The organism is Devosia oryziradicis (assembly GCF_016698645.1).
Classification (GTDB): domain Bacteria; phylum Pseudomonadota; class Alphaproteobacteria; order Rhizobiales; family Devosiaceae; genus Devosia; species Devosia oryziradicis.
Window position 1 is genome coordinate 633,653 of sequence record NZ_CP068047.1, and the last position, 14,708, is coordinate 648,360.

At 62.2% G+C, this 14,708-nt stretch carries 13 protein-coding genes and 1 tRNA gene; 8 read left to right on the plus strand and 6 right to left on the minus strand.

Annotated elements, in window-relative coordinates:
• Positions 1-158: 158 nt before the first annotated feature.
• Positions 159-608 (minus strand): MarR family winged helix-turn-helix transcriptional regulator, encoded by a 450-nt coding sequence (locus JI749_RS03165; protein WP_201658871.1) that lies wholly within the window; start codon positions 606-608, stop codon positions 159-161.
• 74 nt (positions 609-682) lie between these two features.
• Between JI749_RS03165 and JI749_RS03170 the strand changes: the two genes are divergently transcribed.
• Positions 683-1,219, plus strand: coding sequence for a cytochrome b (locus tag JI749_RS03170; protein WP_201658874.1), 537 nt, complete (start codon positions 683-685; stop codon positions 1,217-1,219).
• Here the strand turns inward: JI749_RS03170 and JI749_RS03175 are convergent.
• Positions 1,176-1,811 carry a chloramphenicol phosphotransferase CPT family protein gene (locus JI749_RS03175; RefSeq protein ID WP_201658877.1) on the minus strand — a complete coding sequence of 212 codons (636 nt, stop codon included), beginning with the start codon at positions 1,809-1,811 and terminating at the stop codon, positions 1,176-1,178. The two genes, JI749_RS03170 and JI749_RS03175, sit on opposite strands and share 44 nt — an antisense overlap.
• Positions 1,812-1,891: 80 nt before the next feature.
• Here JI749_RS03175 and JI749_RS03180 point away from each other — a divergent pair, with 80 nt between their 5' ends.
• Positions 1,892-2,725: an SMP-30/gluconolactonase/LRE family protein gene (locus JI749_RS03180; RefSeq protein ID WP_201658880.1), complete on the plus strand. Its 834-nt coding sequence runs from the start codon at positions 1,892-1,894 to the stop codon at positions 2,723-2,725.
• A gap of 24 nt (positions 2,726-2,749) precedes the next feature.
• Here JI749_RS03180 and ppa read toward each other — a convergent pair whose 3' ends face one another.
• The gene (ppa, locus tag JI749_RS03185) at positions 2,750-3,283 is read right to left on the minus strand and encodes an inorganic diphosphatase (RefSeq protein WP_201658883.1); all 534 of its coding nucleotides are present in this window, start codon (positions 3,281-3,283) and stop codon (positions 2,750-2,752) included.
• A 121-nt stretch (positions 3,284-3,404) separates the two neighbouring features.
• Between ppa and JI749_RS03190 the strand changes: the two genes are divergently transcribed.
• The gene (locus JI749_RS03190; RefSeq protein ID WP_201658886.1) at positions 3,405-3,947 is read left to right on the plus strand and encodes a hypothetical protein; all 543 of its coding nucleotides are present in this window, start codon (positions 3,405-3,407) and stop codon (positions 3,945-3,947) included.
• Positions 3,948-3,957: 10 nt separating this feature from the next.
• On the opposite strand, the gene JI749_RS03195 is transcribed toward JI749_RS03190, so the two are convergent.
• On the minus strand, positions 3,958-4,398 hold the full coding sequence (locus JI749_RS03195) for a tellurite resistance TerB family protein (protein WP_201658889.1): 441 nt from the start codon (positions 4,396-4,398) through the stop codon (positions 3,958-3,960).
• Between the two features lie 226 nt (positions 4,399-4,624).
• On the opposite strand from JI749_RS03195, the gene JI749_RS03200 reads away from it, so the two are divergent.
• The 3 genes from JI749_RS03200 to JI749_RS03210 are packed head-to-tail and all read left to right on the plus strand — an operon-like array spanning position 4,625 to position 10,456.
• Positions 4,625-5,440 (plus strand): ImuA family protein, encoded by an 816-nt coding sequence (locus JI749_RS03200; RefSeq protein ID WP_201658892.1) that lies wholly within the window; start codon positions 4,625-4,627, stop codon positions 5,438-5,440.
• Positions 5,331-6,998 (plus strand): Y-family DNA polymerase, encoded by a 1,668-nt coding sequence (locus tag JI749_RS03205; RefSeq protein WP_201658895.1) that lies wholly within the window; start codon positions 5,331-5,333, stop codon positions 6,996-6,998. The genes JI749_RS03200 and JI749_RS03205 overlap by 110 nt, the downstream gene beginning before the upstream one ends.
• Entirely contained in the window at positions 6,995-10,456 is a 3,462-nt protein-coding gene (locus JI749_RS03210) for an error-prone DNA polymerase (RefSeq protein WP_201658899.1), read from the plus strand. The genes JI749_RS03205 and JI749_RS03210 overlap by 4 nt, the downstream gene beginning before the upstream one ends.
• On the opposite strand, the gene JI749_RS03215 is transcribed toward JI749_RS03210, so the two are convergent.
• Positions 10,453-10,743, minus strand: coding sequence for a 4a-hydroxytetrahydrobiopterin dehydratase (locus JI749_RS03215; RefSeq protein ID WP_201658902.1), 291 nt, complete (start codon positions 10,741-10,743; stop codon positions 10,453-10,455). The two genes, JI749_RS03210 and JI749_RS03215, sit on opposite strands and share 4 nt — an antisense overlap.
• A gap of 169 nt (positions 10,744-10,912) precedes the next feature.
• Here JI749_RS03215 and JI749_RS03220 point away from each other — a divergent pair, with 169 nt between their 5' ends.
• Together JI749_RS03220 and JI749_RS03225 are read left to right on the plus strand one after the other, a co-directional pair.
• Complete coding sequence (locus tag JI749_RS03220) at positions 10,913-12,145, plus strand: ABC transporter substrate-binding protein (RefSeq protein ID WP_201658905.1); 1,233 nt, start codon at positions 10,913-10,915, stop codon at positions 12,143-12,145.
• A 166-nt stretch (positions 12,146-12,311) separates the two neighbouring features.
• Positions 12,312-14,588, plus strand: coding sequence for a putative bifunctional diguanylate cyclase/phosphodiesterase (locus JI749_RS03225; RefSeq protein WP_201658907.1), 2,277 nt, complete (start codon positions 12,312-12,314; stop codon positions 14,586-14,588).
• A 36-nt stretch (positions 14,589-14,624) separates the two neighbouring features.
• Here JI749_RS03225 and JI749_RS03230 read toward each other — a convergent pair.
• Positions 14,625-14,700, minus strand: a tRNA-Thr gene (locus JI749_RS03230).
• Between the last annotated feature and the right edge of the window lie 8 nt (positions 14,701-14,708).

Genomic DNA, 14,708 nt, shown 5'->3' on the forward strand with positions numbered 1-14,708 from the left:
AATCCCGGCGCGATGGCGAGGCCTTTGCCTCATTTGTTTGCGGACTACCCGCACCGGGGCAATGGCCTCGCCATCCGAGCAGTCCAAACCGGAGGCCCGGCGGCCGTCCGGCCAAGGCCAGTTGGGAAACACCTCTGCCGAAATATCGACGCGACCACTCAATCGCCCAGCGTCGCATCCTGGGCTTCGAGCACGCCGATGATGCGTGCCAGGAGGCTGAGAAACTGGCTGCGTTCGGCCGGCGTCAGCTGCTCGAGCGCCAGCGTGTTGATGGCGCTCACCACCCGCTCCACCGTTTCCACCTTGCCCAAAGCCAGCGGGGTCAAGGAGACCAGGGCGCTGCGCTTATCCCCGGGGTCGGGATGGCGGTCTATCATGGCGTCGCGTTCCATGCGGTTGAGCGTGGCCGCCATGGTGGGCTGCTCGACGGCGGCGCGGCGAGCGAGTTCCTTTTGTGTCAGCGTGCTGCCATCGGCCAGGGCGAACAGCACGGGCATATAGGCGGGGGCGATGCCCGTGGGCGCCAGCTGCCGCTCCAGCTCGCGGGCAAACAGGCGGGCAGCCCAGTTGGTCATGTAGCCGGCTGAGGTCTCGCGAATCAGCGTCATTTATATAGCTTGCTATGTAAATATATAGTATGCTATGTATAAGCCTGAAACGGATGTGAGGCAAGGAGCCGGCCATGGCGCTCAAGAGCAGTCCAACCCGCTACGGCGCAGTCGCCATAACCATCCATTGGCTGACCGCCCTTGCCATCCTGCTGATGCTGGTCAGCGGCCTGGGCGCCGCCAACACGGCCGATGCCGCCATCGAGTTCAACCTGCTGCGGGCGCATGCCATCATGGGCACGCTGGTGGGTATACTGACGCTGCTGCGCATCATCTGGTGGCTGTTCCTCGACCGCAGGCCGGCTGATGCCGCGGGCCTGTCGCGCGGCCAGGCGAGGGCCGCCCATATCGTGCATTACGGCCTCTACGCGGTCATTCTGGTGATGGTGTCGAGCGGTATCGGCACGGTTGTGCTCAGCGGCGCAGCGGCGCAACTGACCGGGGCGGCCGCCCTGCCGCTGCCCGATTTTGCCGCGGTGCCGCCCTTCACCGTGCATGGCCTTCTCGCCCGCCTGCTGATGGTGCTGCTGGTCGGCCATATCGGGGCCGCCCTGTGGCACCAGTTCATCAAGCGCGACCGGCTGCTGGCGCGGATGGGGGCGGGATCATAGCCAGCCGCTGGAAGGCGCTGGGGCGGGGCGGGTCGGCCAGCTCCGCCGCGATGGTGTGGACGCAGTCCTGGGGTGAACTTGTCCCCGTATCGACCGTGATGTCGTAATCTGCGTGCGCATGCACCGCTTCCTGCCAGCGCCGCACCGGTTCGGGGACAGTGTCGCCGCCTAGATAGAGGCCCTGCGGATCGGCATTGCGGCGCGCCATGATGACCTCTATGGGGCAGTGGACGCCGACAAACAGCACGCCATAACCCGTCATGCGCCGGGCGCAGGCGGGCAGGATGCCCAGCGGCGTCGAATAGACGTCGTGGTGACCCAGGTCTGCCACCACATCGAAGCCCTGGTCGGCATGGGCGGCGATGGAATCATAGAGGGCCGAAAAGAGCGCCACGACCGAGGGCTCGAGGTCGGGCCGCTCGCCGCCGGGCCGCAGGCCGATCCCCGGCAACAGGGACGGCGGCAGCATGCGGTTCTGCGCATCGACGCCCAGGTTGATCCAGCGGCCGGGCAGGCTCTGCTGCATCGCGGCGGCGATCGACGATTTGCCCGAGCGCGGCGCGCCGTTGAGAATGACGATGCGGCCGGTCATGGCGGCTCCTTTTTTGCTGCCGATGTCGAAATCGGCCGATCTGCCGCGACATTGTCGTGAACCCAGGATGGAGCAAGACAATGACCGAAATAACCCAGCTGATGGATGGCATCCTGCTTGGCGAATGCCCGCGCTGGCACGACGGGAAGCTGTGGTTCGCCGACTGGGTGGGCCAGAAACTGCATACCATCGACGCCCAAGGCCATCCTGCAGTGGAAGCCTCTATCGCCTCGCTGCCCTTTTCTTTCGACTGGCTGCCCGATGGCCGCATGCTGCTGGTCCACGCCGCCGACAATGACCTCAAGGTCCGGCAGCCCGATGGCAGCTTCACCCGCTTCGCCGATCTGTCAGCTCTCTCGCCTTTTGGCTGCAACGAAATCACGGTGCATCCGGCCGGGCATATCTATGTCAACAACATCAATTTCGAGTTTCCCGGCGGCACGTTCCAGCCCGGCTTCATCGCCTTGGTGGGGCCCGATGGCAGCGCCCGCAAGGTGGCCGACGGCCTTTCCTTCCCCAATGGGATGGCGATCCTGGCCGATGGCAGGACCCTGGTCTGCGCCGAGAGCTTTACCGGCAATCTGACGGCCTTCGACATTGCCGCGGATGGCAGCCTCTCGGGCCGGCGGCTCTGGGGCAATGTGGGCGAATATGGCAATGACGGCATCTGCGCCGATGCCGAAGGCGCCATCTGGACGTCCACCGGCCCAACGGTATTGCGCATGCGCGATGGCGGCGAGGTGGTGGAGAAATTCGAGCTCGACCGCATGTGTTTTGCGGTGATGCTCGGCGGCGCAGATGGGCGGACGCTTTACATGGTCGTCAACGAATGGACCGGTTCGGTGGACGTGACCAGGCCCACCGGCCGGGTCTTTTCCACCCGCGTCAGCGTGCCCCATGCCGGATACCCCTGAGCGTCCGGCATGGGATGGGTAGGACTACTTGGCGTTCCTGGCCATTTCGATGGAATCCAGGATCACCTTCCTGGCGTCCTCGTAGCCGCCGACATGGCTGATCTTGGCCCACTTGCCGGGCTCGAGATCCTTGTAGTGGGTGAAGAAGTGCTTCACGCGCTCGACCTGGATTTCCTGCATGTCGCCGATATCCTTGATGGCGTCATACATGCGGGTGAGCTTCTGCACGGGCACGGCGAGGATTTTCTCGTCCTGGCCGCCATCGTCTTCCATGAACAGCACGCCGATCGGGCGGCAGCGCACGACGGCGCCGGGCACCAGGGGGCGCGAATTCATCACGATGACGTCGAGCGGGTCGCCATCGCCGCACAGGGTATGAGGCACGAAGCCGTAATTGCCCGGGTAACGCATCGGCGTATAGAGGAAGCGATCGACGAACAGGGCACCGCTGGCCTTGTCGATTTCGTACTTGATCGGCTCGCCGCCCATGGGCACTTCGATGATGACGTTGAGGTCGTCGGGGGGATTCTTGCCGGTCGGGATGGCGTCGATGTTCATTTTGGCTTCAGCTCTGGTTCATCGGGGAGGCGACAAAGTGGCTGGGTTGTGCCCAACACAGGCCGCAAAGGCAAGCCAGTTTGGCGCAAACCTGCCCGTCCCGTTGCCCAAAAGGACTCCGATGAAACAGCTCCTCGCCGCCACTCTTGCCGTTGCCGCGCTGGCCGGCCCCGCCTATGCCGGCTTCAACAGCGCCTATACCGATATCGACCTCGACGAATGCCTGGTGCTCGAGGCCGACGATTTCGGCGCCAGCTGGTCCTGCCCGGGCTATAAGGGCTATCCGCTGATGGTGACCGAGGGCGACCTGCGCTTTTCGCTGATCTATGGCTTCGGGGCCAAGATGGCCGATGGCCAGACGCTGCCGCCGTTCAACCATCTGGGTGGGAAGCTCGAATGGCGTCTCAGCAACGATTCGGGACGCTGGATGCCCATCGCCACCATCGTGCGCTACTTTACGGCCGATCCCGAAACCGGTGAGGACAAAGGGCAGGTGCTGGTCGTGACGCAGCTCGTCGAAGGCAATAGCTGCCACGTCGCTTATATCGATGCGCTGGCCAACAAGGATGCCAATGAACTGGCGCGCCAGGCGGCCGATGCGTCGGGTGACTTCGACTGCGCCAGCGACGAGGTGGAGATCATCGGCAAGTTCGAGGCCTATTGATCAGGCGTTCTCAAGCCTTTTCGGCCTTGCTGACTTGGTTGCGGAGGATCGTGCGGTCGCGCGAGGAGACGCCGATCAGCTCGGCGATGCGCCAAACCATGTTGTCTTCCAGCTCGTGGTTCTTCTTGTCGGCAAAGACCACCATCCACATCATGCGGATGATCTCGATGCGGTCTTCCATGTCGAGCTGGGTGATGGATTGGGTAAAGCGGAAGAAGTCGACCGCTTCGGCATCGCGCAGGGCGGCCTCCTTGATCAGCTTGTCCACGGACGCTTCGTCCATGTCATAGTGATCGATCAGGGCGCCCTTGATGGCGCTGCGCTCCTCGTCCTTCATCTGCCCGTCGACAGCGGCCAGATGCACGAGCAGGACTGCGACGGACAGCTTGGGGTCGTTGCTGGCCAGCGCCGTTTCCGGCTTGTTGAACAGGCGGGTAATGGCCTCGAACATGGCGGCAAGCCTCCGGGGAGTGGCAGGATCAGCGAAAAGGGTTTGCACGCCGGGAGGCAGGCAAACCAGAGTTAACAGTCCGGTAGATTTCCTCAATGGGTCAGTTCGGCTGCCAGGCGCTCTTGGGCAGGCTTGATGCGGCAGGGCCACACTCGATCCGATTGGGTGATGAAAAGGGACTCGACTCTGGAAAGATTCGGAGTCTAAATGTTCCTGTTTTGTTCACTTGGGGATTGGCGCGATGTCTTCGCCCGACCAGCAACAGCGCCTCCGCGCGCTGCGGGAGACCATTGCCGATATCGAACGCAAGCCGGCTCTGGCCGAGGCGCGGGCCCGGGTTGAAACCCAGGAAGGGCAGTTCCCCAATCTGGCGGGCGGATTGTTGCAGGAAGTGTTCACCGATGATCTTCGCAATGCGGGGGCAAGCCTTGGTTTTGCCTTGGCGCAGGCTCGGGGATTGCTGACTTCGCGGCGCGTTGCCATCGTCTATATCCAGTTGGCTGCCGAGGCCCAGAAACTTGGCATGCCCTATGGTCCCGGGCTGATCCACTTCGGCCTTGATCCTGCTGCACTGGTCATGGTGCGTCCGGGGAGCGCTGCCGAACTGCTCTGGGCGGCAGAAGAGGCGTTGGCCTGCCGGGCGGTGGCAGGCGTTGTTGCCGATATTTCCAGCCGGCAGAAGCTGCTCGATTTCACGTCGAGCCGGCGTCTCAGCCTGCGGGCGGCAGAAGCGGGGAGCTCGATGTTTCTCCTGCGCTACGGGCAATGGCGAGAGGCAAGTGCAGCGCATTTGCGATGGCATCTGCTGCCGAGTCGAAGCGAGCGGAAGAAATATGACGAAAGGGCGCCTGGCGGGCTGCGCTGGCATGTCCGGCTCGAGCGGGGATCTCTCGTCAGACAGCACGCCGAATGGGTGTTGGGATGGACCGAAAATGGAATTTCAAGCTTCACTCCTCGCAACGACGATCACCCCCGCCAGTCGACGACGCTTTCTGGTGCTGTTTCTTCCAACCTGGCCGACCGACTACCTCAAGCGGGTTGATCGCGGTCTAGCTTCGCCATTGGCGCTTTACGAAAGAATCAAAGGCGGGCTGAGAATTTCGGCCCTCGACAGCGAAGCCGGACGGGCTGGCATTAGGATGGGACAAAGCGTAGCCGATGCGCGAGCATTGGTGCCCAGTCTGGTCGTGCAGGAAATGAACCGCCCGCTGCTGGAAGCCGGCTTTGCCGATTTCGCGGACTGGCATTCCAATGCCAGTCCCCTTGTCGCCGTCATGGAGGATATCAGCCGCTTCGGTGACCTGGTGCTCGACATTACCGGGGTTGCCCATCTGTTTGGTGACGAGCGTGCCATGCTGCGCGAGTTGCTCACAAGATTGCGCATGCTGGGTTATACGGTGGCGGGTGCTATCGCTCCCACCATAGGGGCGGCCTGGGGCATCAGCCATTTTGCTCGAAGCCAGGTGGTCGAGGACGAGGCCCTGGCCGGGCTTGTCGATGCCTTGCCAGTTGCGGCATTGCGGCTGAGTGAGGCTCAGATTGCGTCACTCACGCAGATGGGCCTTACAACAATAGGGCAATTACGACAGCGCCCGCGCAAGCCGTTACAGGCCAGGTTTGGCCAATCCCTACTGACCCGGATCGATCAGGCCTATGGCTTAATCGAAGAACGAATGACGCCTCGTTTGCCGCTCGCCGAGCAGCATGTCGAGCGGCGCTTCGCCGAGCCGATCGGGTTGATGGACGATGTGCTGGCCTGTGCCCACGATCTTGCCATCAGGCTTGCTCATCAACTGGAAGCCACAGGGCAGGGGGCACAAGCCTTTCACCTGTTTCTGTATCGTGTCGACCACAAGGTTATGACGCTCTCGGTCAATTCCGCCCGCGTTACGCGAAACCCGCAGCATATTTGCCAGCTATTCGAGCACAGGTCAGAGCGGCTCCAGGGAGAATACGACGCCGGTTTCGGCATCGACATGATCCGGTTGGCCGCCAGTTCTCTGGACACACTCGAGCCGAACCAGCTCGGCGTATTCAGTGCGGAAGACGGAACCGAGGACCTCGCCCAGCTCAATGATCGCATGGCGAGTCGCCTGGGTGCGATGGCTGTGTTGCGCACACAGTTGATAGCCAGTCACCTCCCCGAACGAGCAGCCAGGCTGGTGCCCAGCCAGGCAATGGCCGAAATCGCTACGTTACCCCAGCCAGGCCTCAACCGGCCACTGCGTCTCCTGCCGGCGCCCGAACCGGTATTGATCAGTGCCGAAGTTCCCGATGGCCTACCGGCGTCCATGATCTGGCGTCGTCAATCCTACCGGCTGGTGAGGGGCGCCGGTCCGGAGCGGCTGGGTGCAGAATGGTGGCGAAAGGAAGAACGGCTTCTGCTTGTGCCTCCATCAGAACCCGAGGATCCCTCACAAGCCGAAAAGCCCGGCATTGCCCCCTATATGCCTGACTTGCCCGTTCACGAAGCCGAGGCGCAGACCCGAGACTATTACCGGGTTGAAGACGAGGAAGGACGCCGTTTTTGGGTCTTCCGCCTGGGATTTTACGGCGGTCCTCGCATGCCAACCTGGTATCTGCAGGGCTTTTTTGCATGAGCAATGTGGTCGAACTGCCCAGGAGCCCGGCCAGGCTGGCTCCACCCAAATCGGTACCCGCCTATGCAGAGCTGATCGGAACCAGCAATTTTTCTTTCCTGCGCGGCGCTTCTCATCCGGAGGAGCTCGTTTCGGCTGCCATCTATCTGGGCATGACCGCTTTCGGGCTTTGCGACCGCAACAGTTTTGCCGGCGTGGTTCGCGGCTATGTGGCTGCGCGTGACCACGATGATCGTCCGGAGCATTTTCGCTATCTGGTCGGCGTACGGCTTTGCTTTGCCGACGGGACGCCTGATATAATTGCCTATCCCCGTGATCGGCTCGCCTATGGGCGCTTGTGCAAGCTGCTGACCGTTGGCAATCAGCGCGGTGAAAAGGGCAAACCAGTTCTCCTGTTCGCCGACCTGTTCGGATCAGGCAATCCGGCTCCCGAGGAGCAGGGCCCGCAGGAGAATTTTGCCCAGGGCCAATTGTTCATTCTGTTGCCGGATGAAACCGACTGGGCGCTGACCGAAAGGACATTGGCGCAGTTGAGCCAGGCAGCGCCAAAGCGGGTCTGGGTTGCCGGTACGCCGCGTTTTGATGGCGATGATCGCGCCAGGCTCAATCGTGTAGCAGCGCTCTCGAGGCAATATCAGGCCAGCATGATTGCCAGCAATGACGTGCTCTATCACGAGCCTGATCGGCGCATCATTGCTGACGTCGTGACCTGCATCCGTGAGCATAAGACGCTCGATGAGGCCGGTTGGCTGCTGTCGGCCAATGCGGAGCGGCACCTAAAGCTGCCCGAGGAAATGGCTCGCCTTTTCTCCGATCACCCTCAGGCCATTCTGGAGACGCAGAGGTTCATCGGGCAGATCGGGTTCGCACTCAGCGACCTTGAATACAACTACCCAGAAGAAACCATAGGCAATGGCGAAACGGCCCAGCAAACGCTGGAACGATTGACTTGGGACGGCGCCAGAAAGCGCTTTCCCGAAGGCTTGCCCCCCGGCACGGAAGAGCAGATCCACAACGAACTCAGGCTCATCGATAAAAAAGGCTATGCCGCCTATTTTCTGACGGTTCAGGATATCGTGCGCTACGCCAGATACGACCTTGGCATTCTCTGCCAGGGGCGCGGTTCGGCCGCCAATTCCACGGTCTGCTATTGCCTGGAAATAACCGAAGTCGATCCTCGGAAGGCGACGCTCGTCTTTGGCCGCTTCATCTCTACCGAACGGGACGAGCCTCCCGACATAGACGTGGATTTCGAGCACGAGCGGCGCGAGGAGGTGATGCAGTACGTCTACAAGAAATATGGTGGCAAGCGCACTGGCCTGACGGCCAATGTCATTTCCTATCGATCGAAAAGCGCCATAAGGGAAGCAGCCAAGGTCTTCGGTGTCTCGGATGACACGGTCGCTGCCTTCAACCAGCTGCATTGGGGCTGGGGGTCGAAACTCGATCTGGCCAAGGTCAAGACCCTGGGCCTGAACCCCGATGATGCCGTGCTGGCGCAAATGTTCGAAGTGGTGAAGGTGTTGCGCGGCTTTCCGCGCCACCTGTCCCAGCATGTGGGTGGCTTTGTCATCACGCGCGATAGTCTTGAAAGCCTGGTGCCGATCAGCAAGTCGGCCATGGACAGCCGTACCATCATCGAATGGAACAAGGATGACATCGACGCCTTGAAGATTCTCAAGGTTGATATCTTGGCGCTGGGCATGCTGACCTGCCTGCAGCGCGCTTTCGGCCTGCTTGAAAAGCACTACGGTCGAAAGGTCGAGCTGGCCGAGCTGCAGAACGAGGAATACCGGCACCCGCAACGTGCGGTGCCCGTTTATGAAATGACCCACAGGGCGGATACGATCGGCGTGTTTCAGATCGAAAGCCGGGCGCAGATGACCATGCTGCCACGCCTCAAGCCAAAGGAGTTTTATGATCTGGTCATCGAAGTGGCCATCGTGCGCCCGGGGCCGATCCAGGGGGGCATGGTTCATCCCTATCTCAAGCGGCGCGAGGGTAAGGAGGTCTGGACACCGGATCCCGCAGATCCACTGGATCAGGTCCTCAAAAAGACCCTCGGTATCCCCCTGTTCCAGGAGCAAGCGATGCAGATGGCCATCAAGGGGGCGGGTTTCACGGCTGGGGAGGCCGATCAACTGCGTCGTGCCATGGCCGCCTGGCGCCGCACGGGCAAGATCGGCATCTTCAAGGACAAGTTCATCCAAGGGATGATGAACAATCCCGACAGGCAATATAGCGAGGAATTTGCAAGGCGCTGCTTCTCACAGATCGAAGGATTTGCCGAATATGGTTTTCCAGAAAGCCATGCCGCGTCATTTGCCTTGCTGGTCTATGCCTCGTGCTGGCTGAAATGCCATTATCCGGATGTTTTCCTTTGCGCCTTGCTCAATTCGCAGCCCATGGGCTTTTATGCGCCCAGCCAGCTTGTGCGGGACGCAATCGAGCACGGCGTCGAAGTCCGCCCGCCCGATATCAACACCTCCAACAACGATTCTTCCCTTGAGGAAGACGGGTGGGCAGTCGTGGAACATATCTGGTCGCGTCATAGCATGATGAAGGCAGACATCCGCTCCACGAAGGCCATCCGCCTCGGACTGCGACAGGTTGAAGGCCTTGCAAGCAAGGATATTGATCGCATCGTCGAAGAACGTATCAAGGGACGCTTCGAGTCTATTCGCGATGTCTGGCTCCGGACTGGCGTGCCCATCGCCAGCCTTGAAAAGCTGGCCCGGGCGGATGCCTTTTTAGAGTGCTTCAAGCTCAACAGACGAGAAGCTCTCTGGGCGGTGCGCGGGCTGGTTGGCACCTATGGAGCCGATACTTTGCCGCTGTTTCGGGCCTCCGGTGCGGTGGAAACGCAAATGGACCAGCCAGCCAACCTGCCGCTGATGTCTCCGGGAGAGGAGGTTATCCACGACTATGCCACGCTGTCGCTATCGCTCAAGGGCCACCCTGTGCAGTTCCTGCGACCGATGCTGGATGAGCGGGGCACCACGCGAGCGGTAAATCTCGCCATGGTGCCACCAGATGTGCGTATCGAAGTCGCCGGACTGGTACTGGTGCGCCAGCGGCCCGGAACGGCAAGCGGGGTGATCTTCGTGACACTCGAAGATGAGACCGGGGTTGCCAATCTTGTGGTCTGGCCGAAGCTTTTCGAGAATGACCAGTTGCGCAAGACGCTTCTGTCGAGCCGCATGCTCGCCGTGCGGGGCAAAGTGCAGCGGGAGGGCCTGGTCATCCACGTCATTGCCGAAGACATGGTCGATCTGACGCCACATCTGCTTGATCTGTCGCATGGCCTGGATATTGGCGACAGCGTTGTTGCGCGGGCCGACGAAGGCAAGTCGGGACCACCCGCCAGTGACAGCCGCAATCGCGACGCCCTTCGCGAAATCGAACGTGCGCGGCGGCAGGCTTATGCGGCGCTGCCGGGCGGGCGCAATTTCCACTAGGCGAGTAGCTTGTCGATCGCCTGGGCCAGTGCGATGTCCCTGGCGCTGAGTCCGCCGGCGTCGTGGGTGGACAGGCTTATGGTCACGCTGTTGTAGGTGTTGGACCAATCGGGATGATGGCCAGCCTTCTCGGCCGCCAGCGCAACCCGGGTCATGAAAGCAAAGGCTTCGGAAAAATCCTTGAACTTGAAGGCCCGGGCAATGGCGCCGCTCGTGGCGTCATAAACCCAGCCATCCAGACCGCGCAGCGCCGTCTCGCGTTGGCCGTCGCTCAGCTTTTCAACCATGGTTCACCTTTCGCGCCCTGGCCGGTGACACCGCAATACAGCGTCACGGCCGATCTTAACGCCTTTGCAAGCAGTTTGGTCGCAGCCTTCAACAGGCTCGAATTGCTATGGCAAACAAGGCCGGAACGGCCACCTGCCCCATCGGTTCGCGAGCGGGAGAGGCATGCGCGTGGTTTGGATCCGACGGCTGACTGGGCTAGCCTGCGCCATTGCTCTGAGCGTCCCCGCCCGGGCGGCCGATCTCGTGATCTATCACAACTGGGCGTCGCCGGCTGAACTCTCCGCGCTCAACGTGCTGCGCGACGAGCTGGAGGCGCATGGACACCGCTGGATGCCGTTGGCCATCCCGCACGATGCCAATGGCAATTTCGACGTGGTGCAGCTGATCGAAGGCGGCACCTCGCCCAATGCATTCCTGCAGATGCAGCCGGAAATCTACCGGGCGCTCGAGCGGGAGGGAAAGGTCCTGCATCTGGAGGATCAGTTCGCCGGCAATGGCGTGCTGGCCCAGCTGCCGCAGGTGGTACGCGACGCCATCACCATCGATGGCGCCATCGTCAAGATTCCGGCGACCATCCACACCGATGCCATGCTCTACTACAATCGCCGCGTCGCCCAGGCCGCGGGCATCGACCCGGAGCGCTGGAACTCGCTCGAGGATATGTGGGCCGATTTCGCCGCGGTGCGTGCCGCCGGCTTTCAACCCATTGCCGTGGGTGCGCAGCCCTGGCAGGTGGGCTACCTGACCCATGCCCTGGTGGCCAGCCTGGGCGCGCCAGGGGTCTATGAGGGGCTCTATGGGCAAACCCCCGATCCGCAGGTGCTTTACGATGCCAGTCTGCTGGAGGTGTTTGACTGGCTGCGGCGCTTCCAGCAGGAAGCCGATGCCGAGGCGGTGAACCGCGACTGGAACATGGCCACCAATATGGTGATCAACGGCCAGGCGCTGCTGCAGCTACAGGGCGACTGGATGAAAGGCGAATGGCGGGCCGCCGGCAAGAACGACATCGATGACTTCGGCTGCCGCTTCGTGCCCGGCGCCGTCCATGTTCCGGTCACGGTCGATAGCTGGGGTCTGCTGGGCGGGACGTCGCCGGACATGGAATCGGCGGAGCGCGCCTTTGCCGATGTGGTGCTCGATCCGGTCGTGCAAGCCCGCTTTGCTGCCGCCAAGGGGTCGACCCCGGTCCGGCTCGACGCGCGCGGCGAAATCGACAGCTGTTCGAAAATGGCGTTGGGCGCCCTGGAGCGGGCCGATTTCGCACTGCCGACACCGCACCTGACCGCCTCCCCGGCCTGGATCGCCGCGGTGTGGGCGGTCGCCAATGCCTTCTGGAACGATGCGGCGATGACGCCGGCCGATGCCATTGCCGCGCTCAAGGTGGCGCAGGTCGCGCTCTAGCGGGCACACCGCCGACAATGCCTATCAATCCATTAAAGAGACATTCACCCTGCGCTCCGCAATTTTCCTGACGGGAGGAGAAGTGGCAAGGCGTTCTTAAGGCCTTTGGGTGGCTTGTGTATCGGCCAACCAGAGAGAATCCGTGTTTACCTCAGCGCGAAAAACCATGCCATCGCATGACTATGCGTCCGTGCTCCGCTCGGTCTATGGCGACCCCCGCACGTCGCTGGCCGGCTCGGTGGCAAGCGCCGCTGCAGCCTGGCTGACGGCCTACAGGACAGGCTCGCTTGCGCTCTATCTGGTGACATTGGCCTTTGTCGTCATCGGCCTGGCGCGCTATGCCAACATGCGGGCATTCTGGCGCGCGACGGGGCAGGACGAAAACGCCGCGCCCGCCGAGGTGTGGGAAACGCGCGCCCTGATCCATGGCGGCTTTCTGGCGGCGACCTATGGCGCCTGGTGCCTGATTTCCATGGCGGTGGTCAAGGACTCCTTTGCCGAGCTGGCCAGCGTGTCGATCTCGATTGCCATCATGGTGGGCGTGGTCGCGCGCAATTTCGGCCTCGACAGGCTGGTGGCGATCCAGATGCTGCTGATCATCGTGCCGCTATCGGTCGGCGTTGCCCTGCATGGCGATGTCTATCACGTGATCCTGGCGGCGCTGGTGGGACTCATTCTCACCAGTTTCCGCCGGCTCGCCGCCAATGTGCGCACCATCCTGCTCAGTGCCGTGCATGGCCGGGTGGAGGCCTCGCGGCTGGCGGCCGAACTCGACATGGCCATGGCGACGCTCGAACATGGTCTGTGCCTGCTCGACGAGCATGGCACGATTTCGGTGGTCAATGATCGCGCCGAGCGGCTGTTCGCGGCGATCGGCGTTGGGCCGCTCGTCGGCTTGCCGTTGCAGGGCGTACTCGAAACCATGGCGCAGCGGGGCGTACCGCGCACCGCGACCGGCCGCTTGCTCAATATCGTCGGGCAGGGCCAGTCGGGCAAGGTGCTGCTGTGCCTGGCCAATGCCCGCTACTTCGAGGTCACCGTCAGTACACGGCAGGGCCGCAGCGTCCTGCTGTTCGAGGATATCAGCGACCGCGTCGCCACCGAGGAGCGCATCAGCTACATGGCGCGCCATGACGTGCTGACCGGCCTGCCCAACAGGACCTATTTCGGCGAACTGACCAGCGAGGATCTCGATCAGCGGCGTGCCGAGCGGAGCGACGGTGGGCGTGTCGTATCGTTGATGATCATCGACGTCGACGACTTCAAGCACGTCAATGACAGCTTTGGACACCTGGTGGGCGACGAGTTGCTGATGCAGGTGGCGCGCCGGCTGCGCAAGGCGCTGCCCGAGGATGCCGTTCTCGCCCGCCTGGGTGGCGATGAATTTGTGGCCTATCGGCGCAATGTCGATCGCTTCGCCGCCGAAGCGGATGCCCAGCCGCTGCTCGAGGCGTTCCAGGCGCCGTTCCTGCTCGAAGGACTCAATCTCCAGGTCAATGTCAGCATCGGTCTGGTCATCAGCGCCAACCCCATTGATCTGGTGGATGACCTGATGACCAAGGCGGATCTGGCGCTCTACTCGGCCAAGGGCGACGGCAAGGCCAAAAGCCACGTCTTTCATGCCCAGATGGACATCGACTATCACTATAAGCAGCGCCTCAAGGCCGACCTGCGGCTGGCAATTCAGGAGGGCGGGCTGACCCTGGCCTTCCAGCCGCTGCTGGACGTGGCCACGCGCAAGGTGGTGGCCTGCGAGGCCCTGGCGCGCTGGAACCATCCCGAACTGGGGATGATCGCGCCCTCCGTCTTTATCCCGCTGGCCGAAGAAACGGGCCTCATATCCGACATCACCGCATGGGTGATCGCCGAAGCCATCAGCCAATGCCGCAGCTGGCCGGGCGAGGTCGGCGTCGCGGTCAATGTCTCGACGCGCGACTTCCGCGGCATGGATGTCGAAAAGGTGGTGGATGCCGCCTTGAGCGCCGCCGGCCTGCCACCGACCAGGCTTGAGATCGAAGTGACCGAAACGGCATTGATCGAAGAGCCCGAGATTGCCAAGTCGGTGCTGGAGGCGCTCGCGGCAAAAGGGGTTGAAATCGCCCTGGACGATTTCGGCACCGGCTATTCCTCGCTCAGCTATCTCTCGGCCCTGCCGTTCTCCAAGCTCAAGATCGACCGTTCCTTCGTGCAGGATATCGAAGCCAACGAGCGTTCGCTGCGCCTGCTGACCAATGTGGCGAGCCTGGGTCGGGACCTGGACCTGACGGTGGTGGCGGAAGGCGTTGAGACCTCAGGACAGTTCGACCTGCTGCTGGCCAAGACGCAGATCCAGCAGGTGCAGGGCTACCTGTTCAGCCGTCCGCTGCCGGCGCGCGACATCCCCGAACTGATCGTGCATCTCAACCACGACACGGTCATACCGCCCAAGCGCTACAAGATGTGACCCGCGCGCCCGAAGGGAGTGACGATAAAGGGGGAATGGTGCCGCTTACGTGACTCGAACACGTGACCCCATCATTACGAATGATGTGCTCTACCAACTGAGCTAAAGCGGCAACGGGTG

Excerpts from the sequence above, each read along its gene's own strand:
- JI749_RS03195 (WP_201658889.1), bottom strand. The coding sequence starts at position 4,398 with ATGTTCGAGGCCATTACCCGCCTGTTCAACAAGCCGGAAACGGCGCTG.
- JI749_RS03210 (WP_201658899.1), top strand. The coding sequence starts at position 6,995 with ATGAGCAATGTGGTCGAACTGCCCAGGAGCCCGGCCAGGCTGGCTCCA.
- JI749_RS03190 (WP_201658886.1), top strand. The coding sequence starts at position 3,405 with ATGAAACAGCTCCTCGCCGCCACTCTTGCCGTTGCCGCGCTGGCCGGC.
- JI749_RS03180 (WP_201658880.1), top strand. The coding sequence starts at position 1,892 with ATGACCGAAATAACCCAGCTGATGGATGGCATCCTGCTTGGCGAATGC.
- JI749_RS03165 (WP_201658871.1), bottom strand. The coding sequence starts at position 608 with ATGACGCTGATTCGCGAGACCTCAGCCGGCTACATGACCAACTGGGCT.
- JI749_RS03215 (WP_201658902.1), bottom strand. The coding sequence starts at position 10,743 with ATGGTTGAAAAGCTGAGCGACGGCCAACGCGAGACGGCGCTGCGCGGT.
- JI749_RS03170 (WP_201658874.1), top strand. The coding sequence starts at position 683 with ATGGCGCTCAAGAGCAGTCCAACCCGCTACGGCGCAGTCGCCATAACC.
- JI749_RS03225 (WP_201658907.1), top strand. The coding sequence starts at position 12,312 with ATGCCATCGCATGACTATGCGTCCGTGCTCCGCTCGGTCTATGGCGAC.
- JI749_RS03205 (WP_201658895.1), top strand. The coding sequence starts at position 5,331 with ATGGAATTTCAAGCTTCACTCCTCGCAACGACGATCACCCCCGCCAGT.
- JI749_RS03175 (WP_201658877.1), bottom strand. The coding sequence starts at position 1,811 with ATGACCGGCCGCATCGTCATTCTCAACGGCGCGCCGCGCTCGGGCAAA.
- ppa (WP_201658883.1), bottom strand. The coding sequence starts at position 3,283 with ATGAACATCGACGCCATCCCGACCGGCAAGAATCCCCCCGACGACCTC.